Origin of the sequence: Martinezella lusitana (genome assembly GCF_016901135.1) — a bacterium.
GTDB classification, from domain to species: domain Bacteria; phylum Pseudomonadota; class Alphaproteobacteria; order Rhizobiales; family Rhizobiaceae; genus Rhizobium; species Rhizobium lusitanum_D.
Genome location: NZ_JAFEVL010000072.1, coordinates 1 through 24,019, shown reverse-complemented (window position 1 = coordinate 24,019; position 24,019 = coordinate 1). Strand labels below are relative to the sequence as shown.

Sequence of the window (24,019 nt, the reverse complement as noted above, 5' to 3'; positions counted from 1 at the left end):
CTTATCTCGTGGCCGAAAAGCGGGTTTCAGAGGTGAGCCTCTTCATGTCGAAATTGCGCGTCGCTTCGATGAGGCGCACCAAACCGGTCGCTGCGCGGTCAAGCACAAGCGCGCCTTTTACGGCATCGGCATTGGCGGCATTTCCGCTGACGCCCGCGGGATGAAGGTCTTGCGCCTGCCAGCCGAAGCCGACCGCGCCTTCCGCCGTCAACGGGCTGCCAGACTGCTCGATGTCGACGGTCAGCGGCACGAAATCTTCGGCCTTGTCCATGGCGACCAGTTCCGGTGCGATGGCCAGCATCATGCTGGTTTCGATATCGCCGCCGTGAATGCCGTGAACGATTTCCGAGGACGAAAACAGATCGTCGACCGGCGCGATCCTGAACCAGGAGCACGCGACCGCCAGCATATGGAGTTCGACACGGATATCGCGGCAGGTCATCTCCATCAGCGAGATTTGCCCGCCATGCGAATTGAACAGGATCATCTTTCGGACGCCGGCTCGCTTCACGCTTTTGGCGATATCAAGCCAGACGAGGCGCAGGGTTTGCGCCGAAATGGTCAGCGTCCCCGGATAGGCGAGGTGCTCATCAGATTTGCCAACGCCGAACGGCGGCAGGATGAGGACGTCCGCGTTTGTGTCAAGCAACGGCACCATCCGATCGATGATGGCGGTGTTGATCGCGGCGTCCACCTGCACCGGAAGATGGGGGCCGTGCTGCTCGACAGCCGCAATCGGCAGGATAACGACGGTCTCGCTCAGATCGCGGGACGCAAAATCCGCTGTCGAATGATCGTCCCAGTAAAAGGAATGCGTCATGGGCCACTCCGCATAGTTGGCTTGTCTGTCTCGGGCGATCCTGCCGATTGCCGATTGGCCTCGGCCACGACCGTTTCGAAATCGTCCGGTATCGGCAGATCCGGTGAGATGTAGGATGCCAATTCCGGCAGGATGACCGCTTCCCGATCGAGCAGCAGCCGGCGCAGGACACCGCGCACGAGCCGTGGAACGGCGTGCTTGTGCCCGCTGATCGACGTCGAGTGCGGACCATGACTGACGAAACTGCTGCTGTTGAAGGCAAACACCCGGCTGACCCATGTCTCATCAGGATCCTTCGGGATGAATCCATAGAACCCGTCGAGATAGGGAAACCTTGCCAGCCGGGCATCCGCGCTGCCGTCTTTCGGCGTGTAGCGTTCGCCCCAAAGCGCGACCTTGTCATGAATGGTTTTAAGTTCAGGCCTGACTGCGAGATCGACATCCATGCCTGTCGCAAGAAGCAGGTGATCGAACTCCAGAATACCGTCAGGCGTGGTGACACGGATCGCATCGGCCTGCTGGGAGACCTCCAGCCAAGGGGTTGCGGGACGAAGCTTGAAATTTTCAAGGCGCATCGCGGTCTCGAAACTGCGCACCGGCGGCGGCTGATCGGCACTGCGAAAGAACCGGGCGATATCCCAGCGTGTGGTCTCGGAAAGGTCAGGGTAATGCGTCATCATGCCGGGCGTTTCGACCGCGCGGTGGGGATTGGTGCGCGGCAGTCGCGCGCGCCGGAAGCAGAGATCGACGGAGGCAGCACCGGCTTCCAGCGCCTTGATCGCATTGTCGAACGCAGAGGCACCATGGCCGAGCACGCCGACGCGCAATCCCTTCAACGCGTCGAAATCGACCGGCCCGTTCGTGTGATCGAACTTTTCGGGTGCAAGGGCTTCGGATACAAGCGCCGGCACCCGCCATGCGCCGGCGCCATCATAGCCGGTAGCCAGCACGACGGTTCGCGCCAGGGATTTTTCAATCCTGCCTCCGAGACGGGTCGTGACGGCGATCAGATCGCCCTCCGGGGCGACGTCCAGGACCTCGCAACGGTTGGTGATGGCGATCTCGAAAGCGTCGGCATACCAGTCGAGATAGGCCTTCCAGTCCGTTCGCGGAATGCGGGACAGGTCCGTCCACGCTTGTTGCCCGTAGCGCGTTTCGAACCAGCGGCGGACAGACAGGTTGATAACATTGAACTCGTTGCCGACCTGGGTCTTCGGGGTGCGCAATTCCTCCATGCGCGCAAAGGTCAGCCATGGCCCTTCGGCGCCCGGTGCGCCGCTGTCCAGGACGCGGATATGCCGGAGCCCATCCCATTTCAAAGCTGCGGCGATCGTGACGCCTGACTGGCCACCACCGACGATGATCGCATCGGCGATTTCAGCCGCGTCGGGTCTCGGCAGGTCGCTGAGCCACGCTGCGCTCGGGTAGCCGAGCGCGGCAAGATCGGCAAGCGCCTCCTGCTTCAGGTCGTCAAGCGTCATGCGCGGCGCGTCGATTGCGGCAATCATCATAGGTCATCTCGTACATGGGCCATACGTCCGCGCAGGCGGCGTCGGCGATTGATTTCGGTCAGTGCCACGATCAGGGCCGTCAATACGAGAACGGCAACCTGCATGGCATTGAGGTCGGGCTTCAGCTCGCGCCGGAATTCCGATGCGACGATCAGCGACAGGGGCTGCGTGCGGCCGGCCAGGAACATAGAGATGGTCAGATCGGCCAGCGACAGGATGACCCCGATGGAATAGGCGGCACTCAGCGCGACGCTCAACTGTGGCAGCAAAACGCGTCGGAAGCTCTGCCATGGCGTGGCGCCGAGATCCCGCGCCGCTTCCTCAAGCCGAGGGTCGAGCCTGACCATCACGGCGGCAAGGATTGTGGTGGTGAAGGGAATGACGACCAAAGTCTGCGCCAGTATGAGCGCCGTTGCCCCACGTCCCAATCCCACCCAGCTCATGAGCATGGCTTGCGCAATGGAAAGCACCGTCTTCGGCACTAGAAAGGGCACGAGGACCAGGATGGCGAATGCGGCCCGGAACTTCATGCGCGGCGACGTCACGGCCAATGCTGCCATCAGCCCGATCAGCGCGCCGAGCAGACCGACGGGCTGCGCGATCAGAAAACTGGTGACGAAGCCGCCAAGAAACGCTTCGTTCCCGAAAAGATCGGCATACCAGGACACGGTGAAACCGCTCAATGGGAAGGCCATCGTGCTTGCGGCGTTGAAGGAAAAAATTCCGAGAACGACGATCGGCAGATAGAAGAAACACACGGCAAGACCGAGCGTGAGGATGACCAAGCGGCTCATCGTGCCCCTCGCCGAAAGACTGCCCGCGCACCATCGAACCGAAGAAGGATGATCACGAACCCGGTGGCAAAGGCGAACAGGACGATAAGAAGGCTAAGCGACAGCGCGGAAGCCAGCGGCCAATCGAACGCCGTCCCGAACAGGTTGTCGATCATGGCCATCGGGGTTGCGCCCGACGTCCCGCCCAAAAGGCTCGGCGTCATCATGTCGCCGGCGGCGAGCGCAAAGACCGTAAACACGCCGACAGCCAGTCCAGGTGTCGTCAAAGGCAAAATGACCTTGAAGAACGCATCTATCGGGCGAGCCCCGAGATCCCGTGCGGCTTCGATCAACCTTTTGTCGATCAATTCCGCCGAGATCCAGATTGCCAGCACCATGAAAGGAAGATTGTTGTAGAGAAGCACAAGATGCGTGGTGAACGGCGAAAACAGCAGGAATTTCAACGGCTCATCGATCACGCCAAACCATTTTAGAGCGGCGTTGACCAGTCCTTCAGAGCCGAGAACGACCCGCCAGGCATAAATCCGGACGATCTCGCCGGTATAGAGCGGTGTCAAAAGGACGATGCTGCCGACCCCCTTCCACAGAACGGGAAGGCGCGTCATCGAAACGGCGATCGGGTATCCGATCAAAGCCGCCAGTACCGCTGTCCCAGCACCTGAGATAACTGCCTTGCCGACCAGAAAGGCGAAGACCGGATTGGTGAACATCTGCGCCCAGCTATGTGACGAAAAGGCCGGAACGAGCGTGAATGCATCGAGATCCACCTCGAAGACGCTGAAAACCGCGAGCAGGGCAAGCGGGAGAATGCATCCCAACACCAGAATGCAAGCGACGGGCATCGCAAGCTGCGCTCGGTGAAAAACCGGAGCCATCAGTCGATCCTCGTGATGAAGGCGCGGTCTTGATCGACGACAAGCCCGACATTCTCTCCAGGCGTCAGCGGGTTATCCGCCAGGAACCGCAAAATGACGCCATTGACCTCGGCCTCGATAAGGTAGCGATCGCCTTTGAACACCACATGCCGGATCGTCGCGTTGGGGCCGTCCACGCCAATACGGACCTGTTCCGGCCGGATGGCGAGCACTGCCTTATCCCCTTTGGCCAATCCCTCCACTGCCGGGCATTGCACCGTGCCGATGGCTGTATCGATCGCGGTTGATCCGGACACCCCGCCACTGTTTACGATTTCACCTGGAATGAGTGTCGCCGCACCGATGAAGTCGGCAACGAAAGCGTTGGCAGGACGGGCATAGATCGTCAGCGGCGCAGCCTTTTGAACGATGCGCCCCTTGTTCATGACGACGACGATGTCGGAGAGTGCAAAGGCCTCTTCCTGATCGTGCGTGACGTAGACGAAGGCGATGCCGAGACGCCGCTGCAAATCCTTCAGTTCGATCTGCAGGTGCCCCCGCATCTTCTTATCCAACGCGGAAAGGGGTTCGTCGAGCAGAAGCAGGTGCGGCTCGGCGATGATGGCGCGGGCCACCGCCACCCGCTGCTGCTGGCCACCCGAGAGCTGGTGTGGATATCGTTCGCCAAACTCCGCCATGTGCACGGCGTCCAGCGCCCTTTTGACGCGTGCAGCGACATCGACATTGCTGTGGCGCCGGAGTGTCAGCGAGAACGCGACGTTTCCGAACACGGTCAGATGCGGGAACAACGCATAGCTCTGAAACACCGTATTGACCGGACGGCGCTCCGGCGGCACGCCGGAGAGCGAGCGTCCGTCAAGCACGATCGATCCCGCATCCGGCGTCTCGAAGCCGGCAATCATGCGCAGTATCGTGGTCTTGCCGCAACCGGAAGGGCCGAGAAACGTCGTGAAAGCCCTTTCGGGAATGTCGAGATCGACACTGTCGACCGCGCGGTCCTTGCCATAATTCTTGGTCAGGCCGCGGGCCGACAGCAAAAGCCCGGACCTTGACGGATCGGACACCATGTCAGGCGTGTTGACCTTCATCAGCTTGCCTTGACTTCATTCCAAACCTTCAGCCACTCCGAGTAATTCTCCGGGGCGACGGGCCACATGAAAGATTTCATCACATCCATGTCGTCGACGAAGATCGCTTCCTGCTCCTCCTTCGACAGCTTGTCGCGAATAATGGACGAGGTAGTTGCGTAGTTGCCGATCTTGGCAATCTGGGTCGCGAAGTCTGCGCCAAGGAGATAATCGATGAATTTATAGCCGATTTCGGTCTTTTCCGGAGATAGTGTTGCCGGCATGGCAAAGCAGTCGCACCAGCCCATGATCCCGGCTTTCGGCTTCGCCATTCCCATCTTCAGCTTGTCTTTAAGCGCGTCATAGGGAACCCGCCACGAAAACGCGCACGAGACCTCGCCCGTGGCAAACAGGTTTGTGAGATCGCCGATCGTCTGCCAATAGGTACGCAGCAACGGCTTTTGCGCGATCAGCAGTTTTTTGGCTTCCGCCAGTTCCTTGGTCTCCATGAGGAAAACTTTGTCGCGCGGTATGCCGGCGACCAGACCGGCTATCCCGATGGATTCCAGCGCATAGTCGCGCATGGCAAGCTGGCCCTTGTATTTCTCGTTGAACAACGTCGTGTAGTCAGGCTCGCTCTCGAACTTGTCCTTGCGGTAGACGATCGGGTTGAGGCCCCAGAGATAGGGAACCGCAAAATGTTTACCCGAGGCGTCAAGAACCTTGGGTGTCGTCTTGAAGACATCGTACATTTTGGCGGCATTTGGGATCTTGCCCATGTCGATTTCTTCAAGCAGTCCTGCCTTGATGTAGCGCCAGCTTCCGTTGAGGGACGGATTGATCATGTCCCAGTCAGACGCCGTTCCGGTTTTCAGCGCCGCGAACTGCGCGTCCTCGCTGGAAAGATAGGACAGTTTCACCTTGACGCCGGTCTGCGCTTCGAAGGCGGCGATGTATTCAGGATGGCCGTTGGAATCCCAAGTCGCCCAGACCATTTCGGAAACGGCGGCTCGGGCGCTGCTCAACGAACCGAACATCCCTGCTGCCGTACCGGCGGCAATCCCTGCAAGCACTTCACGTCGGCTAATTCCTGAACCTGCCATCATGCCCTCATCTGGTTGCGAGTGAACTGCGACCAGTGTCGTTTGTTTGGACGGGAAAGCCTATAACGGAACCCAAATAGACTATATTGCACTGCGCAAAAGGCGGGCGACCTCTCTGCCGCGATCCCGCGAGATTGGTTCAAACGAAGACCGGCGCTCCGGACCGCAGGAATGTGATCGGTACCGACCCCGTCGGATCACAGACGCGGACGCCGGCCGCAACCGACTTGATCATCTGCCGGAGCCAGACGTGATCGGGAGACTGGTGCTTGCACTCATGCCACAGCATGTAGAACTGCATCTGTCCGAGTTCGCGCGGTGCCTCCAGAACGACGAGTGGAAAGGATTGAGCGATCTGCTCGGCAAAAATTCGACCCGTGGTGAAGACGAGGTCCGATTGTGTCAGCACGTAGGGCGTGATCGCATATTCTGGCACGGATACAGCGATGTTGCGCTTGAGCCCGAGTTCGATCAGTCGCCCGTCGATCGGACTCAGTTGGGCGCGCTTGTCGGAGGTCGGAGAAAGATGTTTTTCCTTCAGGAACTCGCCCATCGAGATCGGTCCACGTTGACTTGCCAGTCTATGGCTTGGGCGGACGACGCAGACGATGTCGGTGGTTAACAGGGGAGACATCCGCAGATACTCCGGCGGATGCGGCCAATTGCCGATGACCGCATCGATGGACCCGTCCGCAAGCTGGCTGATAAGATCATCATAGCTCGGCATGTGGGACGCATCGACGCCGACATTGGGTGCCTTTTGTGCAATTTTTCCGACCAGCTGAGGCAGAAACACGGCTCCGAGGCAGTTGTCTGCGATGATGCGGAAGTTTCGCGTCGCATCGTCCGGGTCGAAGGTGGCGTGAGGCGACAGGTGCGCGTCGATCTGGCCGAGAATGTCGCGCAACGTCTGCTTCAGGGCGAGACCTCGCTCCGTTGGTACCAGCGCCCCTCCGGACCTGACTAGAAGCGGATCGTCCAGCATTTCCCGCAGCCGTTTCAGCGTCAGGCTGACCGTCGGCTGGGCCTGCCCCAGAATGTCAGCGGTTTTCGAAACGCTACATTCCGTCAGCAAGGTCAGGAGCGTGCGCATCAGACGCACATCCATCATCCCATTCGCCTGTCGCATCATGATCAGCCTTCCCTTTCTCGAACGGTGCAGCAAGCTTGAAAAGACGCATTTTTCATGCCAACCGGAGAGGTCGATGGTCATGCCGTTATGCATGATCATTGCAGTCAAGAGCGTCGAAAGCCAGCTGTCAGACATTCGAGCACGTTCCAACAGCATTGGTGCACGGACCAAATTTCAACGTTTTGCATCGATGCGGCCCTGATCGAAAATAGCTTGATTGGTCCAGCATGCCGCATAAGCACGACGCGTCCCGTCGACACCGTATCACCAAGATGAAATTCAAAGTGACGAACTGGGCGGAGTATGAGGCGGGCCTTCGCCGCCGTGGCAGTATGACCCTTTGGATAACGCCGGAAGCACGTGGCGGTTGGGCTGCCCCACGACGCAAGACGAGAGGAGGCCAGCCGCGTTACTCTGATCTGGTGATCGAAACTACGCTGATGCTGGGCATGGTATTCGAATTACGGTGGCGCCAGAGCGAAGGGCTTTTGAGTTCGGTGCTTGGGCTTATGGGACTGGATCCGCCTGTGCCCGATCACACCACTCTGAGCCGGAGGGCCAGAACCTGGAAGCTACCGGCTAGAAGCAACGACCGGCAGCATGTGGCTGACGGACCCATTCACGTTCTGGTCGACAGCACCGGGCTGAAGATCTGGCGCTGGCCAATGGCTGGAAGAAAAACATGGGGTAGAGTCCCGACGCGACTGGCAAAAACTGCACCTGCTGGGTGATGCCGACAGTGGCGAGATCATTGCACATAGTCTGACAGATCAGGAAACCGGCGATGCCTCGCAGCTGGAGCCGTTGCTGGCTCAGATCGACGATGAGCTCGGCCAGTTCACTGCTGTCGTTTGGCAGTTAATCGGGGTCTTCCTCACTTTGTGTGGTTAACAAATCATTAGTACTGACGCCAGTATGGGCTGGCATGCGAACAAAATCAAAACTGTCGCCCGGTCCGGGCATTAGAGTGCAGAGCGCCGTATTTGGGCGGCAGCGGTATCTCCAAACGCACGCTCTATAAATATTTCCCCTCAAAGGAGGATCTGATCGAGGCTGTGCTACAGCTTTATAGCGAGCACGTCGTCGATGAAATGTTCGGCCCGGTCGCGGCTATCGAAGATCCTCGTGAACGGATCGTCGAATTCTTCGACGTGAACAAGATCGATGGGCGCATGCTGACGCGTGGATGCCTGGGGATGAAGGCTGCTCAGGAATATGCCGGAAAGAATGGCCGTATCGCCGAGTTTGGCCAATATGCGAGCTCTCGGGTGAGGCCAAGTTCCTCGAGCTGTGCCGCCAAGCAAATTTTGCGGAACCGGAACGCCTGGCCAAACAACTCAATCTGATTTTCCAAGGCGCTTTAGTCCTTTCCCATACGTCCGGCGAAACGTCATCCTTCATTTCGGCGAAGGACACGGCAGCCGCTATTCTGGAAAAAGCCGCTAAGCACTGATTGCAGCGACGGGAGCGGAACCTCTGCCGCTAATCGCCCGAAGATAGACAGTTACCCAATTTCTTGACGGTGACATTGTCACGATCCATAGGGCCAGCATGACTAGATATTGCGGGTAGATCGGTTGTAGCGGCTCGAGCGCAATCCTGTAGATCCTATTGGATGCATGGGAGGCGCATAAAGCGAAAAGCATAGTTGGTCTTTCTGTGCAGATAGATGCTGTCCCCGACCTCTCACATCTCCTCATCTGGACGTCGAACGACAAAGGTGGAGGCAAAGATGATCGTGCCGCCATTTGATCAACCTCAGGAACAGCATTGTTGCCGTCCCCCGAATTCACTCGAGTGGACGGCGTTCTCTCCGCGACAGTCAGAACGCGCTCTTCACAACGCCGCCATCGACCCGCAGTGCCGCGCCATCGGTGGCCGAGGACAGCGGGCTCGCCAGATAGGCGACCATGGTTGCGATTTCCTCAGGCGTCGTGAAGCGTTTGATCAGTGAAGTTGGTCGGATTTTTTCGAAGAACTCGCCCACGCGATCGCGGTCTGGCGAGAAATCTCCTTGTCGATTGAAGCGTGACATTCGGGCCGAAGCAATTACTGCGTCCCACGCCCGGTTAAGGCGACGCCACCCCACACCCATAACGTCGGTGACGGATTACGCGCTGCCGGATTGTCGCAGGTGCGCATCACACCACTAGATCAGAGAAGGGGTGTCCTTTGTTTGAGACATGAGCAATGAAACGGATTTTTGCCCGCCTGCATATAAACGAACCAGAATGCCTTTAGTCTAGTATTTTTATAGACAATATTATGCCCGTTCAGCTCGGACGATCGCAGATGTACGGCTCTCGGCCCCGCGATCGACGTGGCAGCGATCAAAATCAGGGACGGGAAATGGACAAGAGTTCTTTGAATGTGAATGGCAGGAGGCGAGGCACCATCGGCGTGGCCTTGGCATTTTCCCTTTTGACACTAATCGGCACACCGGCGAATGCCGCATCGGATACGGCAAAGCCGGTGGACGGCGGTACTCTCAATGTTGGGTTGGCAACCGATGCGTCGATCATCGATCCATCGATTACGGGCAACTCGATCACGGCTCTTATCACTCGCAATATCGTCGATTCCCTTGTCGGGCAGGCCGAGAACAACAGCTTCACGCCTTGGCTCGCTGAACGATGGGAGATTAACGGCGACAATACCGTCTATACGTTCCATCTGCGTCAGGGCGTAACCTTCAGCGATGGCACGCCGCTCGATGCGGCAGCGGTCAAATACAATTTCGAACGCATCCTCGACCCTAAGACCACGTCGAGTTACGCCAAGTCGCTGCTCGGGGCCATCGACAAGATCGAGGCGCCCGATAGCCAAACGCTCGTCATTCGTTATCGCCAGTCCTTCGCACCCCTGCTGCAGGGACTGAGCCTTCCTTATCTCGGCATCCAGTCGCCGACCTACCTGCAGAAGGCGCAGAACACCACGAATACCGTCGTTGGTTCCGGCCCCTATGTCCTTGACAATTTTACCAAGGGAAGCGGCAGCAAGCTTAGCCGGCGAGCGGATTACAATTGGGGGCCCGGCTATGCCACACATAAGGGGCCAGCGCATTTCGACCAGATCGTCTTCAAATATCTGCCTGAGGCGTCCGTGCGGCTAGGCGCTCTGGCAAGCGGACAGTTGCAGGCAATCGACGCTGTGCCGCCGGCAAACTATCGCTCCGTCCAAGGCAACGGCAAGTTGCAGGTGGTGACCAAGGAGAATCCGGGAGTCAATAGCTCGTATTTCCTCAATACGTCCAAGGGGCCGTTTCAGGACCTGAAGGTGCGTCAGGCCTTCCAAAGCTCCGTGAATGGCGCAGCTGCCGTGAAGGCCGCCTATTTCGGTACGTTGAAGCCGGCGGACAATATCCTTGGGCCGTCGACGCTGTACTACGACCGCGATATCCCGCGGGAATGGGGTTTTGACCTCGGTAAGGCGAACCGCCTGCTCGACGAAGCGGGCTGGTCGCAGAAGGATGCCGACGGGATACGCAAGAAGGATGGCGCGCGCCTGACCCTGCATTATGTCTATGACACGGGTTCGAGCAGCGCACAGGAAGTCACCCTGGCGCAGGCCGTTCAATATCAGGTAAAGCAGGCAGGCTTTGATCTTCAGCTTGATCCGGTCGACGCCGGCGGCTGGACCGCCCGCACCAATGCAGATGATTACGATCTCGTCTCGTTCTACTATGTGCGCGCCGAACCGGACATCCTGCGCACAGTGTTTCATTCGGCCTATATTCCGCCCAATGGCCAGAATGCGTCCCGGATCAAGAGTCTCGACGATAAGCTGAGCAAAGCGGTTGGAGCAACGGATGCGGAACGCAAGCAGCTTTATGCCGACGTGCAGAAGGAAGTGATCGAGCAGGCCTATGCCGTGCCGCTCTTCGTCGCCGCCTATCAGCTCGGCGCCGCCAAGACGCTTCATGGCATCTCCTGGGCCACCAACGCCAAGCCGAATTTCTATGATGCCTGGCTGGATCAGTAAGCCCTTCCGGACCGCGGTGCGGCGGACCGGCGTGATCGTTGCCGTGCTCTGGGGCGCGGCAACGATTGCTTTCATTGCCGTCAAGCTCATCCCCGGCGATCCGGTGTCGATCTTGGCCGGCGGGGAAAATGTCGTCGATGAGGCAGAGCGAGCGGCATTGATGCATCAATATGGTTTGGATCAACCGCTCGCCGTTCAGTATGCGCACTACATTGGCAGGGCCCTGACAGGTGATTTCGGTCAAAGCTATCAGTATCGCCAGCCTGTGAGGGAGGTGATCTATGAGGCGGCCGGACCGACGTTGCAGCTTGCCGGCAGTGCCGTTGCTATCGCTCTTCTATTGTCGGTCAGCATCGCCTTGGCGACGGCAGGCCGCCGCCGAGGCCTGGCGAGACTATCGTCGGGCGTGGAATTGATATTGCTGAGCACGCCGGTCTATTGGATCGGCATCCTTCTGCTCACGATCTTCAGCTTCAATCTGCAATGGTTCCCCATCACAGGCAATGACGGGCTATCGGCCCTTGTCCTGCCGGCCATCGCCCTGAGCCTGCCTCTGGCAGCCCTCCTGAGCCAGGTGCTGCGAGATGGGCTGGAAGAGGCACTATCCCAGCCGTTCTCGCTGACCGTCAGGGCACGTGGTGTTGGTGAGACGGTCTTGCGCGTCAGGCATGGACTGCGGCACGCGGCGTTGGCGGCATCGACGCTCACCGGCACTCTGCTGGCCGGAACGCTGGGTGGCTCCATACTCACCGAGACGATATTCGGACGTTCGGGGATCGGGCAGATCACGCTTCAGGCGATCAAGACGCGCGACATGCCCCTCGTCCTGGGGCTGGTCATGCTATCCGCCCTCGTCTTTGTCATCGTCAATCTGCTTGTCGATGCTTTCTATCTGATGATCGATCCACGTTTGCGGAGGACAGGTCTATGAGAAGCGCAGATCTGCTGGAGGATGACACACGCTCAAACCTTCATGAAGGCAGGCGCCGTCCCTGGCTGTCTTTCGGCTTGCTTATCCCACTGGCCTTTGTCCTCGTTCTCGCCTTGGCAGTCTGGGCGCCGCAATGGTTTTCCCATTTCGATCCGGAAGCGGTCGATCCGGATGCGATATTGATGGCGCCGGACGCGACGCATTGGTTCGGCACGGATGAGCTCGGACGCGATCTGTTTTCCCGCGTCGTCTACGGCACCTCGCAGTCACTGACCATTGGTGTCGGGGCGACCCTGATCGCCAGTATTGGCGGCATCGTACTCGGCACAGTAGCGGCTCTGGCACCGAGGCTGGTCGCCCGGCCTCTCCTGCGCCTCATCGATATCCTGCTCGCCTTTCCGGAAATACTGCTCGCGCTGCTTGTTATAGCGGTGCTCGGCCGGGGACCCACCAACACCTTGTTGGCCGTCGGGCTTTCCAGCATAGCGGGGTATGCCAGGCTGATCCGTTCGCAGGTGCTGCAGGTCAAGCTGTCGGGCTATGTGGAGCATGCGATCGCACTGGGGGAACATCCCTGGACCATCATCAGCCAACATATCGTGCCGAATTCCATTCGCCCACTGCTGATCCTGGCGACGATTGGGGTTGGCAGCTCGGTCCTCTCGGCGTCTGCCTTAAGCTTCCTCGGGTTGGGTGTTGTGCCGCCCGCGGCCGAGTGGGGCGCACTCTTGGCCAACGGTCGCAATTTTCTCGATATAGCGCCTTGGACGAGCCTGCTTCCGGCAACAGTCGTCGCCGTCTCCGTGATTTCGATCACGCTGCTTGGCCGCCGGCTGCAGACCATTCTTGCAACGGGCGATGTGCGATGAATATCCAAACCAGCTTGCAAACGTTTCTTACCGCAACCGACGAGACGCCGTTACTCTCGGTAAGTGGTTTGAATGTCAGCTTTTCGACCCCGCAGGGCCGTGTGGACGCTGTACGCGATCTGTCCCTGGAAATCGCACCGGGGGAGATTCTGGCTTTGGTCGGCGAATCCGGATCGGGGAAGTCGGTAACAGCGCGCGCCATCGTCGGTCTGGCCGGTGCACGTGCCGCTGTGTGTGCAAACACCTTGAGCCTGACAGCCCACAATGGCCAGTCGCTCAACCTTCTGGAGCTGTCGGAGAAGGACTGGCGCGAGGTTCGCGGCCGCGAAATCGGCTTCATCCTGCAGGACGCGCTGGTCTCGCTCGATCCGTTGAGGACGATAGGCCGCGAAATCGCCGAGCCTATCTTGACGCACCGACTGTCATCGCGACGGCTCGTGTCTCAGCAAGTCGTGGAATTGCTGAGACGTGTGGGCGTTCCCGATCCGGAAGTGCGGGCTGGGCAATATGCGCATGAACTCTCGGGTGGACTGCGGCAGAGAGCCTTGATCGCTTCGGCTCTTGCGGCCCAACCTCGATTGCTGGTTGCCGACGAGCCGACGACGGCGCTCGATGTCAGCGTCCAGAAAAGGGTGCTGGCCATCTTTAGGGAATTGGCCGCCGCCGGACATGGCATTCTCCTGATCACTCATGATCTTTCTGTTGCTGCACAGTTGGCCGATCGGGTCGCGGTGATGCAGAAAGGCCGACTGGTGGAAATCGGCCCGGCGCGCAACGTCCTGTCGGACCCCCAGCACGACTATACAAGACGGCTGCTCGCGGCCGTGCCGAGCGCCGCCAATCGCGGCCAACGTCTTAGCGAACCTGGCATGCCTTTGCCGAGCAGGCAGGCCGTCCGTTCGGATCAGCGCCTGTTGGAGATCCGCGAGATATCGATGAGCTTCTGGCGCGCGGATGGCAGCCGGCTGCAGGCCGTCAAGAAGGTATCACTGCACATCGATCGCGGGGAGACGCTGGGTATCGTCGGGGAATCCGGTTCCGGCAAGACGACGCTCGGCAAACTTGCGCTTGCCTTACAGTATCCGGATGCGGGAGAGGTCTTGTTCGAGGGGCGGCCATGGAGCACGCTTCCAGAGCGGGTGCGTCGTCCCCTGAGGGCCGGTATTCAGACCATTAGCCAGGACCCGCTCAGCTCCTTCAATCCGCGCTTCACCGTCGAGCGCATCATCGATCAGCCCTTGAAGCTCTATACCGAGCTGGACAGGGCAGGGCGCCTCGAAAAGATCGTCAAGCTGATGGAGTTGGTTGGCCTGTCGCAGGATCTGCTGACGCGGCGGCCGACAGCCCTTTCCGGTGGACAGCGCCAACGCGTGTCGATCGCGCGGGCTCTTGCCGCCGAGCCGAAGTTGCTGATCTGCGACGAGCCAGTTTCGGCCCTGGACGTCACGACACAGGCGCAAGTTCTGGATCTTCTGGTCGAACTGCAGACAAGACTGGGGCTGTCGATGATCTTCATCTCGCATGATCTTGGGGTCGTACAGCATGTCAGCCGGCGAATTGTCGTCATGAAGGATGGAGCGGTTGTCGAGGCTGGGACGGTAGAGCAGGTTTTCGAACGGCCACAGCATGCCTATACGCGTGAGCTCATCGCGTCGGTACCGAAGTTTCGCGATATCTAAGGAAGATTGCAGGCAATCCCTTGCTTTTGCGGTCACCGTGCTCTTTAGGCAGCACTTTCGTTGCTAAGCCTGGTTCGGCAAAAACATTCCTCCATGCTTGCGAAGTTTGGGCGCTGGTCTCTCCAAATTAGTCCACCGAAAAACTAGATTTATGATATCGAACTTGCAGGAGCCAGAATGTCCAGCCAGGCTGCTAATATCATTGATTTTCAAGCCTACCGCGATGCCCGCGGCAAGGATTCCGTGGCAACATCGTCTTCGAATTCCGCCTGGCCGGTTCAGCCGTTCCTGATGTGGGTTCCCTTTGTCGGCTTCATCCCCGTCGTGCCATTCGGCAATCAGAATTATGGTGCTTGAGGCGGGCGGGTCATTACATTTGGTCTCCAGGGCGGAGGCGATCGACGAAATATCGACACTGACAGGCCAGAACTTGCGCCGTCTGAGAACGCGCCGCGGTTATTCGCTCGATCGGCTAGCCAAGATATCGGGTGTCAGCCGGGCCATGCTCGGTCAGATCGAAACCGGCAAGAGCAGCCCGACCATTGCCATCCTCTGGAAGATCGCCGCCGCACTGGATGTGTCCTGTGGTTCGCTGATTGCCGAACCGCAAGAAACGACCCTCCAGGTCCTTACCCATGCGAAAGCGAAAGTCTTATCCGCCTCGGAAGGAAGGTTTCAGACACGGGCGCTTTTCCCCTATGAGAGCGAACGCAAGGTCGAGTTTTACGAATTGCGCATCGCGCCGCATCACACAGAGGTCGCCGAGGCGCATCGCCCCGGCACGATAGAGAACCTCGTTGTGTCGCGCGGAACGGTCGAGATCGTCGCCGGCAGGCACTCCGCGCAGATCCTGGGCGAAGGCGATGCCGTCATATTCGAGGCGGATGTGGCCCACAGCTATCGCAACATGACCGCCAGCGAGGCCATTCTCTACCTCGTTACCACCTATGTCGAGGAAGTTCGCGGCTGAGAACTCTGCCGCATAAAAAGGCCGCCCCTTTGGGCGGCCGAAGTGACCGGAAAGACTAATTGTTATTCCGGCCAGCAGCAGGAGGCGGTATCAGGCCGCTTCCATCGTGCAGCACATCATCATGTTGCCGCACATCATCATCATGGGCATGCCGGACGACATCATGGACATCATGCGCTTGCAGCATTCCATGAACATGTCCTTGTCCATGCCTTCCATGGGCATCATTTCGCAGACCATGCCCTTCGGCGTCATCTTGCAGGTCATCTTGCCCATCATCATCTGCATCATTGGCATCATCATGGGGTTCATCATCGGCATGTGGCCCATCATTGGCATGCCACCCATCATCGGATTCATCATCGGCATGCCGCCCATCATTGGGTTCATCATGGGCATACCCCCCATCATGGGGTTCATCATCGACATGCCATTCATCATGGAGTTCATCATCGGCATCATGTTCATTGCAGGGTTCATCGTCGTCATCTCCCGAAGTCAGCCGCATTTCGGCTTTCAATGAAAATTGAGGTATGCCAACTAATTTTCGCTTTCAATGCGAAAAATTGTTTTAATATTCTTTTATCCAATAGAATAGATTCAACTCTGCTGGCTCGTCGCTTATTTTCGTTATTGCAGAAATTCATCCGTTATTACGGATGCTGGCATGAGTACACCACTCCCCCTGTTTGCCTCGCTCGCGTTGATCGCTTCCGATTCGCCACCTGCGAAGAAATGCATTTTGTTGACACCACCGGCATCGGCAGAAAATCGTTTCTTTAATCCACTAATTTTATAGACAATATTGTGCTCATGAATAATGGATCCGCCTTGCAGCCGCCATTCAGGCGCACGGGATAGGGCGGATGCCTGCATCAGGAGCTTTCATGGACACCGTTCTCTATCTCGCTTCCCTTGCAACCCGTCCGACATTGCCAACCCGCTGGCGCATTTGGCAGATGATCCAGCATCTGTTCGCGGCCTTCATGGTGCTCGTCTCCTTTCTTCTTCTATTGCATGCCCTGTGCGGGGATTGAGGCAGGTCGCTCCTGATATCGCTGCGACGGCTCCCAGATCCCCTTGTTCTACCCGCCCATTCATCAACAGGAGTGTTGAGTGACAAGAATATACAACAGCTTCTCGGACCTCATTGGAAACACGCCTCTGCTGGAGCTGCATAACTATCGTAGAAACAGGGGTCTTGACGCTCGCATCCTTGCAAAGACCGAGTATTTCAATCCCGCCGGCAGCGTGAAGGATCGCATCGCCTGGGGGATTGTCAGAGATGCCGAAGAGAGAGGAAAGATCCGGCCGGGCGATCTGCTTGCCGGTTCACGCGTTCCCGATGCGGACGTTGCCATTCTGCCGCTGAATAAGGATAAATTTGCAAACCTTGGCGCGGTCAAGTCTCCTCAACAGGGCGCGGTGGCCGGAATTTTCCAAGGGATTGTTCCTATTTCGTTCTTATGCCGCCGTTTGGAGCTTTGAAAAAGGTGCCATCGAGGTGAACCCATGTCGAGGCTTTTTGCAGTGGTTCGAACGATCGACGAGATCGCCGCACATTTTGGCGTTGACGACCCGCCGACGATCAGCGTGCCGACCGAGACAGTCGAGGGGAGCCAAGGTCTGATCGTGTTCGAGAAAGACGGTCGGCGCCTGCTCAAGTCGATGCCCTGGGGCTTTGCGCGCCACACCAGGGAGATGCGCCTGCATGGGGAACCGCCCGGTCGCATCGGACTTGTTGCCGACCTCACGAATCCGATGTGGGAACATCTCGTCGTCGATCCGCGCTACCGCTGCCTGATCCCGATCACGCACTTCGCAAATCCTGAAGGTGTCCCTGGCCACAAGACTCGGGCTTGGTTTTCGGTCAACGACGAACCCGTGGTCGCCTGGGCGGGGTTTTGAGGCTTAATCCCACCCAGCTCCGTAACTGCGATTATGAAAGCGAACGATCGGAGGGCGCCCGCGCTCTGCGAAATGCGACTTTGCTTCGCGCGCTCCCAACAGGACGCACTGGCGCCGATTAGGATGCGGTTGCGCGGCATTCTTGGAAGCCGGCTACGAAAAAGTCACCCGGCGTCTTTTTTTTGAGCATGTGGATTATTTAAGCAGCAGCACCGTCCAAACGTTGAATTTTGGCGGATTCTGCTATCATTTTGGCCGGAAATGCACACCCCGACACTATTGCGAAATAGCGTCGTTTTACCTGTAATGCCGCTCAAGCAAGCGTAACAGCTTGCCGACAAAAGCATCTGAACATCGAGCGCCAGCTTCAATTGAACCCGCATCGAGCGGGACGGCGAAGCTTTGTTCTGCACGGAGTGAGCGGCAATGCCCAAGTTGAAGACCACTATTCTGACGGGATTTCTTGGCGCAGGTAAGACGACCCTATTGAACAGGATCCTTACTGCGGAGAGTGGCGAGCGGATCGCCGTGATCGTCAACGAGTACGGAGAGGTCGGCATCGACGGACAGCTCGTCGTCGAAACCGAAGACGCGATCGTGGAACTGAACAACGGCTGCATATGCTGTACCGTCCGCGACGATCTGATCGCCGCCATTCGTGGTCTGCTCGCATCCGGCCGGCCGATCGACAGGTTCATAATCGAAACGTCGGGGCTCGCCGACCCTGCTCCAGTCATACAGTCCTTCATTCTCGACGAGGTTCTTTCGGCGAATCTGGAGCTCGATGCGATCGTGACGGTGGTCGATGCTCGCCACATAGCGCGCCAGCTATCGCAAGAGGAGGCGGTCGAGCAGATCAGTTTCGCTGACCTCCTCCTGCTTAACAAAATCGATCTCGAACCCGAGGAACGACTGATCGAGGTCGAGCGCGACCTTAGAAGGCGCAACCCGCTGGCTCGGATCATCTGCACAACGTCCTGCGATGTGGAATTGGCCGACGTCCTGGGCATCGGCGCCTTTGATCTCAAGAATATCCTGGCAATCGATCCGGATATCCTGGGCGAACACGAGCATGAGCACGACCAGAGCATTGGCTGCGTCGCGATCCGCGACTATGAAGCGCTCGACCCGGCCGCCCTCAACGGATGGCTTACCCGCCTTGTCCAGGATATCGGCGCCGATCTCTTTCGCATGAAAGGCGTCCTGAACATCGCCGGTGAGGCGCGGCGATACGTCTTCCACGGAGTCCATATGACCCTGGAAGGCCGTCCCGGCAAGATCTGGCAGTCAACGGACGTCCCTGTCAGCAACATCGTCTTCATTGGCCGCAATCTCGACGAAGCAAACTTGCGGGAAGGCTTCAGAAGCTGCCTCGTCAAGCGGCATGCGCTCGCATCTTAAGCTCTTTCCAGTCCGAAACTTCCATTCGTCCATCAAGGAGACAGAATATGCCCCCTCTCGTTGCCGCAATGATCAGCCTCGGCGTGCTCGGCGCCATCGACACCTACATCACCGCGACCGTGTTCCCGGTCCCGGTGTGGGTGACCTTCATCGCCTGGGCATCGTTTTTCGCATGCGGAGGCGGTCAACGAGGGTTGCTCAAGAGCATCGTCTCGAACTGGACGGGCATCATCATCGCGTCCATCACGCTCCTGGTCATCCAGTATGGGCCTGGCAGTCCGGTCTTCGTCGCCTTGCTGGTCGGTCTCGGCACCTCGGCGATGGTCCTGGTTTCCGCCATTCCGATCCTGAACTTCCCGCCCGCCATCGTCTTTGGTTTCGCATCGTTCGTCGGGACGACGGCCGCGACGAACACGACGGTCGTCACTGCGGGCATCAATCATCCGACGCTTGTCGCCATGGCCGCGATGCTCCTCGGCGGCGTCTTCGGGCTGCTGTCGGAAATCGGCACCACGCTACTCGCCGCTAAGAAGCCCGTCGCAGTGTAACCCTCCAATCAATCGAAGGACATTTCAATGAAGCTCCAGCACTATCTCGGCGGACTGGAAGGGCTTGGCCCGGTCAGCACCGAAACGCGCGTCTTCGTCGAGACATGGGAAACCCGCATCTTCGGGATCCACACGGCGATGATGGCTCTTTCCTCTCAGCTCCCTTTGCCGCAGACGCCGTCCATCTTCTCGACGGTCTGGACCTGGGCGGACCTGCGCAAGGGCGCGGAATCGCTTAATCCATTCGATTACTTCAAATTCCGCTATTACGAAAAGTGGCTCGGTGGCATTTCCGGCTATTTTATCGACAAGGGCTACATCACGGCCGAAGAACTCGATGCGCTGACCGAGGAATACTATAGCGATCCCTCGAAGCCAGTTCCGACGGCCGGTGATCAGGCCATCGATGATCGCGTCGTCCAATATCTCGTCGAAGGCGACAGCCCGAAGCGGGATCTGAATGTTTCCTTCGAATTCGCAGTAGGGGATGCCGTTTCGATCAAGAACGTGCCCTCCGTGGAACACACGAGGCTTCCCGGCTTCCTGCGCGACAAGACCGGAACCGTCGAAACCGTCTATGACGGCGCCTATGTCTACCTGTGCGACACGGGCACGGATGGGATCGGTGCTGCAATGCCCGTCTACTGCATCAGGTTCGAGCCGGAAGAGCTCTGGCCAAACAACGCTGAGAAGAATTTCAGCCTCTACGCCGATCTCTACGCCCACTACGTCGGAGCTCCGGAAGCGGTACTTGCCGCGAAGGCCGCCTGACGCCGCGACACGATAGGAGCACACTCACATGATCGAACGCTTTAAATACCGCGAGGATCGCGAAGCCTACAGCGCCGCGAGGGTGAAGGCCCTTGAAGCCCTGCTTATCAAGAAAGGCATCATTACCGACAAGACCGTCGACACGGTTCTCGACTTCTTCGAAACGAAGATGGGACCGTTCAACGGTGCGAAGATTGTCGCCCGCGCCTGGGTCGACCCGGCCTTCAGGGACCGGCTCGTGGCCGACACGCCGGCAGCGATCGCCGAACTCAATCTTCCTGAAGGCATGGCCGGAGCAGAGGGCGAGCATATGCGCGCCGTCGCGAATGCGCCGAATGTGCACAATCTGATAATCTGCACGCTCTGCTCCTGCTATCCTTGGCCGGTCCTTGGACTGCCTCCCTACTGGTACAAGGATCCGACCTTCCGCAGCCGCGCCGCCCGCGAGCCACGCGCCGTGCTGAACGAATTCGGTCTGCCCATCCCCGAGGCCATCGAAATCAAGGTCTGGGATTCCAGCGCGCAGATCCGCTGGTTCGTGGTTCCTGAACGTCCTGCCGGTACGGAAGGCATGACCGAAGCTGAGCTGGAAGCTCTCGTCACTCCCGAAGCGATGATGGGCGTGGCTATCGCCAAGGCCGCCTGAGGTCGACGACGATGCTGACCCAGTTCGAACATTTCGCAATTACCGAGATGATGGGGAAGGCCGACAATCCTCCCCGCGCAAACGGATCCTTATGCTTCGGGTCGGAGTGGGAGCGGTCCTCGTTCGGAATGGCCCTGGCGCTGGCCAAGAACGGCTTTTTTGAATGGGACGATTTCCGCGACGAACTCATCGCGACGATCAAGGACTGGGAGGATGCGCATCCCGCCGATCGATCGAGCTGGAACTACTACGATCAGTTCCTTGCGGCGCTCGAAAGGGCCGTCGTGAAGGCTGGCATCATCGATCCTGAAGAGATCCGAGCCGCGCTCGCGGCCTGATCAACAGCAACAGTCTTCCCAAGGGGCGTGCGCGCCCGTCTAGAAAGGTACCAAAATGTCAATGACCGCATCATCCACCATATCAACGCCCGTGGTCGCTAACCCCGCAAGCAGAATTGTTCAAGCGGCCATGGCCGTATGCTTCGGCGTTATTATCGTCGGGTTCGTCGGGTTCTCGCATATCGAGATCGTTCACAACGCAGCGCACGACACCCGTCATGCCAATGCGTTTCCCTGCCACTGAGGTTAGTCCGATGTCCTTGTTTCGCTCCATCGTTTTCACGGCTGTGCTGACAGGCGTCATCGTCGGCGCCGCCGTCAGCATCATCCAGTTCGCCGGGACGAGCCAGCTGATCGCCAAAGCCGAAGTATACGAAAAGGCTGGCGAAGCTGAGGAGGCTCCGGCAATGGTTTCTCCCATGGCCGGCGCCCACGTCCACGATGCAGGTCATGACCATGACGAAGGTGGCTGGGAGCCGTCCGATGGCTTTGAGCGGATGGCGTTCACGGTTGCGGCCAACATGTTGACGGCCATTGGGTACGCATTGGTACTTTGTGGACTGATCGCGATACGTGGCAAGCCCGTGACGTGGCGCGAAGGCTTGTTTTGGGGTCTGGCGGGATTCGCCTGCGTCATGATCGCTCCGATGTTGGGCCTGCCGCCTGAATTGCCAGGAACGCCCTCAGCTCCGCTTGAGGACCGGCAGCTTTGGTGGATCGGAACCGCGCTAGCCACGGCCACAGGAATTGCACTGATCGCGTTCCAGCGGAGACCGTGGGCTGCGGTGGTTGCGATCGCGGTTATTGCGGCCCCACATCTGATCGGAGCTCCTGTCGCGCCGGAAGGAAAGGACGCGCTTGCACCCGAGGCTCTTGAGCATCAATTTGTTGCGGCGGCGGTTATGACCAGCCTGCTCTTCTGGGCGCTATTGGGCTCTTTGAGCGGGACGATTTTCAACCGCTTTGAGAGCGCGGCGTGAACCGACGGGATGATTTGGAGAGATGACCTCGACGCGTTGCAGTTCGCAGCTGGAAACGGTGCCTATTGCCTTGTCCATCGCAGAGCGTTTCGAGCACTTTTGCGAAAGCCGCCGTCGCCGCAGGACTGTCTCGATTTCTACGAGCGAAATAACGCCGTCTTCGAGGCCGCAGCGACGATGAGGATCGACGGTGGAGAGGTGTCGGGCGGAAGCAACTTTCACCTCACCAGCAGGCAAATCCGACGTAGTCTGGCAGCGCTTGGATTGGCCGCAATCTTGCATGACTGAATTGGCGAATGACAAACCAGGGGATCAAAGCCATGCGGATCGTCATCCTTGCGCCACCCGGCGTGCAATCACTCGACATCGTTGGGCCGGCCGAGGTCTTTTGGGAGGCTGCGAGACGACTTGGCGACATGGGCGCATACGACATCCAGATCATGTCGACGGGCGCTCCCACTGTGGCAGGAACGGGTCAGTTGCGGTTTATGGCCGATCGGACAATCTTCGACAAAGACGAGGATATCGATACCCTTCTCGTGGCAGGCGACCCGGCTTTCTTTGATATCGATCCTGCCGTTATCGCCTGGCTCCGGCGTCGGGTACCGACCGTCAGACGGTACGGATCGATCTGCACAGGGGTGTTCTTGCTCGCCGCCGCTGGCCTTCTTCAGGGGAGGAGGGTAACAACGCATTGGGAATGCGCTGCCAAATTCAGCGCCGAATATCCCGACATCGATCTCGATGCGGACGCCATCTATCTGCGCGACGGTTCACTAATTACTGCCGCAGGGGTCACGGCGGGAATCGATCTTGCGTTGTCGCTCGTCGAAGAAGATCACGGCAAGGATACGTCGATGATCGTCGCCCGCTATATGGTCATGTTCATGAAACGACCGGGAGGGCAATCGCAGTTCAGCGCTCATCTTGTGGGGCAGATGTCGGAGACGACACTGATCCAGAAGGCGCAGGGATATGTGCTGTCGAATTTGAACCGAAATCTCGACGTTGAGAGTCTTGCCCACGAGGCTGGAATGAGCACTCGCAACTTCGCCCGCGTCTTTCGGAAGGAGCTCGGGATTACGCCGGCAGAGTTCGTTGCGGCAGCCCGCACGGATGCGGCAAGACGGCTGCTGCAGGACACCACTCAACCGCTTCTGAGGATTGCTGCCACATGCGGCTTCGCGGATGTGAATGCGATGCGGAGGGTATTCACCAAGACCATCGGCGTCAGTCCTACCGACTATCGGAGCCGGTTTCAGACATCATCGATGCCGTCCCAATCCGCCGTCATCCGACATGATGAGGTACCTGAGCGCAAGGCGTTGGCGATGGAGATGGCACTGGCTACGTCGCATCCTGGAGCGCTGGCCAGACAAGGAACGCGCGGGATCCGAGTTTAACATCGTGGAAGTGAACTCCAATGGCGTCTCTTGCCCAGTTTCCCTGTTGCCCGGCTGGTGATCTTCTGTGGGTTCTGTTGCAAACTTTTTGCAAGGCCGCAGAGACGGCTATCGCAGGACACACTTACGCAGCGAGTGCGGCGAATTGCTGAAATGTTGAATGGGCACTGGTTGAAAATTGCCGCTTGCGGATCATGTGATCCACTTCGATGCCATCCAGTGTCGCTGACGCAGACTGAAAGGATTTGAAGCCTTTCATGGGGCGGGTCAGCGTCTTGATAAACCGGTGATC

Annotated in this window: 27 protein-coding genes and 4 pseudogenes; 20 read left to right on the top strand and 11 right to left on the bottom strand. The window is 58.5% G+C overall.

Going from position 1 to position 24,019, the window contains the following annotated elements; all coding sequences use genetic code 11:
* Position 1: 1 nt before the first annotated feature.
* From JTP94_RS29590 to JTP94_RS29560, 7 genes are all read right to left on the bottom strand, one after another.
* Positions 2-820, bottom strand: coding sequence for a creatininase family protein (locus JTP94_RS29590; RefSeq protein ID WP_204853988.1), 819 nt, complete (start codon positions 818-820; stop codon positions 2-4).
* Positions 817-2,331 (bottom strand): NAD(P)-binding domain-containing protein, encoded by a 1,515-nt coding sequence (locus tag JTP94_RS29585; RefSeq protein WP_204853987.1) that lies wholly within the window; start codon positions 2,329-2,331, stop codon positions 817-819. Before JTP94_RS29585 ends, JTP94_RS29590 begins: the two co-directional genes overlap by 4 nt.
* Entirely contained in the window at positions 2,328-3,125 is a 798-nt protein-coding gene (locus JTP94_RS29580; protein WP_204853986.1) for an ABC transporter permease, read from the bottom strand. The genes JTP94_RS29585 and JTP94_RS29580 overlap by 4 nt, the downstream gene beginning before the upstream one ends.
* Positions 3,122-4,000 (bottom strand): ABC transporter permease, encoded by an 879-nt coding sequence (locus JTP94_RS29575; protein ID WP_204853985.1) that lies wholly within the window; start codon positions 3,998-4,000, stop codon positions 3,122-3,124. The genes JTP94_RS29580 and JTP94_RS29575 overlap by 4 nt, the downstream gene beginning before the upstream one ends.
* Positions 4,000-5,088, bottom strand: a complete 1,089-nt coding sequence (locus JTP94_RS29570; RefSeq protein ID WP_204853984.1) for an ABC transporter ATP-binding protein — start codon at positions 5,086-5,088, stop codon at positions 4,000-4,002. The genes JTP94_RS29575 and JTP94_RS29570 overlap by 1 nt, the downstream gene beginning before the upstream one ends.
* Entirely contained in the window at positions 5,088-6,170 is a 1,083-nt protein-coding gene (locus tag JTP94_RS29565) for a PotD/PotF family extracellular solute-binding protein (RefSeq protein WP_246755420.1), read from the bottom strand. The genes JTP94_RS29570 and JTP94_RS29565 overlap by 1 nt, the downstream gene beginning before the upstream one ends.
* Positions 6,171-6,309: 139 nt before the next feature.
* Complete coding sequence (locus tag JTP94_RS29560) at positions 6,310-7,437, bottom strand: LysR family transcriptional regulator (RefSeq protein WP_246755419.1); 1,128 nt, start codon at positions 7,435-7,437, stop codon at positions 6,310-6,312.
* Positions 7,438-7,529: 92 nt separating this feature from the next.
* On the opposite strand from JTP94_RS29560, the pseudogene JTP94_RS29555 reads away from it, so the two are divergent.
* Positions 7,530-8,148, top strand: a pseudogene (locus tag JTP94_RS29555) (IS5 family transposase); the annotation flags it as partial.
* A gap of 137 nt (positions 8,149-8,285) precedes the next feature.
* Positions 8,286-8,357: pseudogene (locus tag JTP94_RS36095) on the top strand (TetR/AcrR family transcriptional regulator); the annotation flags it as partial.
* A 3-nt stretch (positions 8,358-8,360) separates the two neighbouring features.
* Here the strand turns inward: JTP94_RS36095 and JTP94_RS35705 are convergent.
* Together JTP94_RS35705 and JTP94_RS29545 are read right to left on the bottom strand one after the other, a co-directional pair.
* Entirely contained in the window at positions 8,361-8,555 is a 195-nt protein-coding gene (locus JTP94_RS35705; protein WP_246755418.1) for a hypothetical protein, read from the bottom strand.
* A gap of 569 nt (positions 8,556-9,124) precedes the next feature.
* A pseudogene (locus tag JTP94_RS29545) lies at positions 9,125-9,283 on the bottom strand (SDR family oxidoreductase); the annotation flags it as partial.
* Positions 9,284-9,651: 368 nt separating this feature from the next.
* On the opposite strand from JTP94_RS29545, the gene JTP94_RS29540 reads away from it, so the two are divergent.
* The 7 genes from JTP94_RS29540 to JTP94_RS29510 all read left to right on the top strand — a co-directional run bounded on the left by JTP94_RS29540 (position 9,652) and on the right by JTP94_RS29510 (position 16,255).
* On the top strand, positions 9,652-11,283 hold the full coding sequence (locus JTP94_RS29540; protein WP_204853982.1) for an ABC transporter substrate-binding protein: 1,632 nt from the start codon (positions 9,652-9,654) through the stop codon (positions 11,281-11,283).
* Positions 11,264-12,214, top strand: a complete 951-nt coding sequence (locus JTP94_RS29535) for an ABC transporter permease (RefSeq protein ID WP_204853981.1) — start codon at positions 11,264-11,266, stop codon at positions 12,212-12,214. Before JTP94_RS29540 ends, JTP94_RS29535 begins: the two co-directional genes overlap by 20 nt.
* Positions 12,211-13,083: an ABC transporter permease gene (locus JTP94_RS29530; RefSeq protein ID WP_204853980.1), complete on the top strand. Its 873-nt coding sequence runs from the start codon at positions 12,211-12,213 to the stop codon at positions 13,081-13,083. The genes JTP94_RS29535 and JTP94_RS29530 overlap by 4 nt, the downstream gene beginning before the upstream one ends.
* Positions 13,080-14,762: an ABC transporter ATP-binding protein gene (locus JTP94_RS29525; RefSeq protein WP_204853979.1), complete on the top strand. Its 1,683-nt coding sequence runs from the start codon at positions 13,080-13,082 to the stop codon at positions 14,760-14,762. The genes JTP94_RS29530 and JTP94_RS29525 overlap by 4 nt, the downstream gene beginning before the upstream one ends.
* A 177-nt stretch (positions 14,763-14,939) precedes the next feature.
* Entirely contained in the window at positions 14,940-15,119 is a 180-nt protein-coding gene (locus tag JTP94_RS29520; RefSeq protein WP_204853978.1) for a hypothetical protein, read from the top strand.
* On the top strand, positions 15,109-15,732 hold the full coding sequence (locus JTP94_RS29515; RefSeq protein ID WP_204853977.1) for a helix-turn-helix domain-containing protein: 624 nt from the start codon (positions 15,109-15,111) through the stop codon (positions 15,730-15,732). The genes JTP94_RS29520 and JTP94_RS29515 overlap by 11 nt, the downstream gene beginning before the upstream one ends.
* Positions 15,733-15,838: 106 nt before the next feature.
* Positions 15,839-16,255, top strand: coding sequence for a hypothetical protein (locus JTP94_RS29510; protein ID WP_312038201.1), 417 nt, complete (start codon positions 15,839-15,841; stop codon positions 16,253-16,255).
* Between the two features lie 107 nt (positions 16,256-16,362).
* Here the strand turns inward: JTP94_RS29510 and JTP94_RS29505 are convergent, their stop codons facing one another.
* A complete protein-coding gene (locus tag JTP94_RS29505) occupies positions 16,363-16,608 on the bottom strand; it encodes a hypothetical protein (protein WP_204853976.1) in 246 nt (81 codons plus the stop codon).
* 11 nt (positions 16,609-16,619) lie between these two features.
* Here JTP94_RS29505 and JTP94_RS29500 point away from each other — a divergent pair, with 11 nt between their 5' ends.
* From JTP94_RS29500 to JTP94_RS29450, 11 genes are all read left to right on the top strand, one after another.
* Positions 16,620-16,769, top strand: coding sequence for a hypothetical protein (locus tag JTP94_RS29500; protein WP_204853975.1), 150 nt, complete (start codon positions 16,620-16,622; stop codon positions 16,767-16,769).
* A 79-nt stretch (positions 16,770-16,848) separates the two neighbouring features.
* Entirely contained in the window at positions 16,849-17,220 is a 372-nt protein-coding gene (locus tag JTP94_RS29495) for a pyridoxal-phosphate dependent enzyme (RefSeq protein ID WP_204853974.1), read from the top strand.
* Between the two features lie 24 nt (positions 17,221-17,244).
* Positions 17,245-17,640 carry a hypothetical protein gene (locus JTP94_RS29490; protein WP_246755416.1) on the top strand — a complete coding sequence of 132 codons (396 nt, stop codon included), beginning with the start codon at positions 17,245-17,247 and terminating at the stop codon, positions 17,638-17,640.
* Positions 17,641-18,066: 426 nt separating this feature from the next.
* Entirely contained in the window at positions 18,067-19,041 is a 975-nt protein-coding gene (locus tag JTP94_RS29485) for a GTP-binding protein (protein ID WP_204853973.1), read from the top strand.
* Between the two features lie 47 nt (positions 19,042-19,088).
* Complete coding sequence (locus JTP94_RS29480; RefSeq protein WP_204853972.1) at positions 19,089-19,589, top strand: DUF1097 domain-containing protein; 501 nt, start codon at positions 19,089-19,091, stop codon at positions 19,587-19,589.
* 27 nt (positions 19,590-19,616) lie between these two features.
* Entirely contained in the window at positions 19,617-20,360 is a 744-nt protein-coding gene (gene nthB / locus JTP94_RS29475; protein WP_204853971.1) for a nitrile hydratase subunit beta, read from the top strand.
* Between the two features lie 28 nt (positions 20,361-20,388).
* On the top strand, positions 20,389-21,006 hold the full coding sequence (gene nthA / locus JTP94_RS29470; RefSeq protein ID WP_204853970.1) for a nitrile hydratase subunit alpha: 618 nt from the start codon (positions 20,389-20,391) through the stop codon (positions 21,004-21,006).
* 11 nt (positions 21,007-21,017) lie between these two features.
* A complete protein-coding gene (locus JTP94_RS29465) occupies positions 21,018-21,344 on the top strand; it encodes a nitrile hydratase accessory protein (RefSeq protein ID WP_204853969.1) in 327 nt (108 codons plus the stop codon).
* Between the two features lie 55 nt (positions 21,345-21,399).
* On the top strand, positions 21,400-21,588 hold the full coding sequence (locus JTP94_RS29460; RefSeq protein WP_204853968.1) for a CbtB domain-containing protein: 189 nt from the start codon (positions 21,400-21,402) through the stop codon (positions 21,586-21,588).
* Between the two features lie 10 nt (positions 21,589-21,598).
* Positions 21,599-22,324, top strand: a complete 726-nt coding sequence (locus tag JTP94_RS29455) for a CbtA family protein (RefSeq protein WP_204854000.1) — start codon at positions 21,599-21,601, stop codon at positions 22,322-22,324.
* 320 nt (positions 22,325-22,644) lie between these two features.
* Positions 22,645-23,727: a GlxA family transcriptional regulator gene (locus JTP94_RS29450; protein WP_204853967.1), complete on the top strand. Its 1,083-nt coding sequence runs from the start codon at positions 22,645-22,647 to the stop codon at positions 23,725-23,727.
* Between the two features lie 124 nt (positions 23,728-23,851).
* On the opposite strand, the pseudogene JTP94_RS29445 reads toward JTP94_RS29450, so the two are convergent.
* Positions 23,852-24,019: pseudogene (locus tag JTP94_RS29445) on the bottom strand (DDE-type integrase/transposase/recombinase); the annotation flags it as partial.

What these genes read in the sequence shown, in the direction of transcription:
- JTP94_RS29560 (WP_246755419.1), bottom strand. Translation starts at nt 7,437, where the DNA reads ATGTCTGACAGCTGGCTTTCGACGCTCTTGACTGCAATGATCATGCAT.
- JTP94_RS29500 (WP_204853975.1), top strand. Translation starts at nt 16,620, where the DNA reads ATGGACACCGTTCTCTATCTCGCTTCCCTTGCAACCCGTCCGACATTG.
- nthB (WP_204853971.1), top strand. Translation starts at nt 19,617, where the DNA reads ATGAAGCTCCAGCACTATCTCGGCGGACTGGAAGGGCTTGGCCCGGTC.
- JTP94_RS29530 (WP_204853980.1), top strand. Translation starts at nt 12,211, where the DNA reads ATGAGAAGCGCAGATCTGCTGGAGGATGACACACGCTCAAACCTTCAT.
- JTP94_RS29465 (WP_204853969.1), top strand. Translation starts at nt 21,018, where the DNA reads ATGCTGACCCAGTTCGAACATTTCGCAATTACCGAGATGATGGGGAAG.
- JTP94_RS29515 (WP_204853977.1), top strand. Translation starts at nt 15,109, where the DNA reads ATGGTGCTTGAGGCGGGCGGGTCATTACATTTGGTCTCCAGGGCGGAG.
- JTP94_RS29480 (WP_204853972.1), top strand. Translation starts at nt 19,089, where the DNA reads ATGCCCCCTCTCGTTGCCGCAATGATCAGCCTCGGCGTGCTCGGCGCC.
- JTP94_RS29575 (WP_204853985.1), bottom strand. Translation starts at nt 4,000, where the DNA reads ATGGCTCCGGTTTTTCACCGAGCGCAGCTTGCGATGCCCGTCGCTTGC.
- JTP94_RS29460 (WP_204853968.1), top strand. Translation starts at nt 21,400, where the DNA reads ATGTCAATGACCGCATCATCCACCATATCAACGCCCGTGGTCGCTAAC.
- JTP94_RS29565 (WP_246755420.1), bottom strand. Translation starts at nt 6,170, where the DNA reads ATGGCAGGTTCAGGAATTAGCCGACGTGAAGTGCTTGCAGGGATTGCC.
- JTP94_RS29590 (WP_204853988.1), bottom strand. Translation starts at nt 820, where the DNA reads ATGACGCATTCCTTTTACTGGGACGATCATTCGACAGCGGATTTTGCG.
- JTP94_RS29485 (WP_204853973.1), top strand. Translation starts at nt 18,067, where the DNA reads ATGCCCAAGTTGAAGACCACTATTCTGACGGGATTTCTTGGCGCAGGT.
- nthA (WP_204853970.1), top strand. Translation starts at nt 20,389, where the DNA reads ATGATCGAACGCTTTAAATACCGCGAGGATCGCGAAGCCTACAGCGCC.
- JTP94_RS29525 (WP_204853979.1), top strand. Translation starts at nt 13,080, where the DNA reads ATGAATATCCAAACCAGCTTGCAAACGTTTCTTACCGCAACCGACGAG.
- JTP94_RS29585 (WP_204853987.1), bottom strand. Translation starts at nt 2,331, where the DNA reads ATGATGATTGCCGCAATCGACGCGCCGCGCATGACGCTTGACGACCTG.
- JTP94_RS29505 (WP_204853976.1), bottom strand. Translation starts at nt 16,608, where the DNA reads ATGCAGGCATCCGCCCTATCCCGTGCGCCTGAATGGCGGCTGCAAGGC.
- JTP94_RS29570 (WP_204853984.1), bottom strand. Translation starts at nt 5,088, where the DNA reads ATGAAGGTCAACACGCCTGACATGGTGTCCGATCCGTCAAGGTCCGGG.
- JTP94_RS29580 (WP_204853986.1), bottom strand. Translation starts at nt 3,125, where the DNA reads ATGAGCCGCTTGGTCATCCTCACGCTCGGTCTTGCCGTGTGTTTCTTC.
- JTP94_RS29535 (WP_204853981.1), top strand. Translation starts at nt 11,264, where the DNA reads ATGCCTGGCTGGATCAGTAAGCCCTTCCGGACCGCGGTGCGGCGGACC.
- JTP94_RS29455 (WP_204854000.1), top strand. Translation starts at nt 21,599, where the DNA reads ATGTCCTTGTTTCGCTCCATCGTTTTCACGGCTGTGCTGACAGGCGTC.
- JTP94_RS29450 (WP_204853967.1), top strand. Translation starts at nt 22,645, where the DNA reads ATGCGGATCGTCATCCTTGCGCCACCCGGCGTGCAATCACTCGACATC.
- JTP94_RS29490 (WP_246755416.1), top strand. Translation starts at nt 17,245, where the DNA reads ATGTCGAGGCTTTTTGCAGTGGTTCGAACGATCGACGAGATCGCCGCA.
- JTP94_RS29540 (WP_204853982.1), top strand. Translation starts at nt 9,652, where the DNA reads ATGGACAAGAGTTCTTTGAATGTGAATGGCAGGAGGCGAGGCACCATC.
- JTP94_RS29520 (WP_204853978.1), top strand. Translation starts at nt 14,940, where the DNA reads ATGTCCAGCCAGGCTGCTAATATCATTGATTTTCAAGCCTACCGCGAT.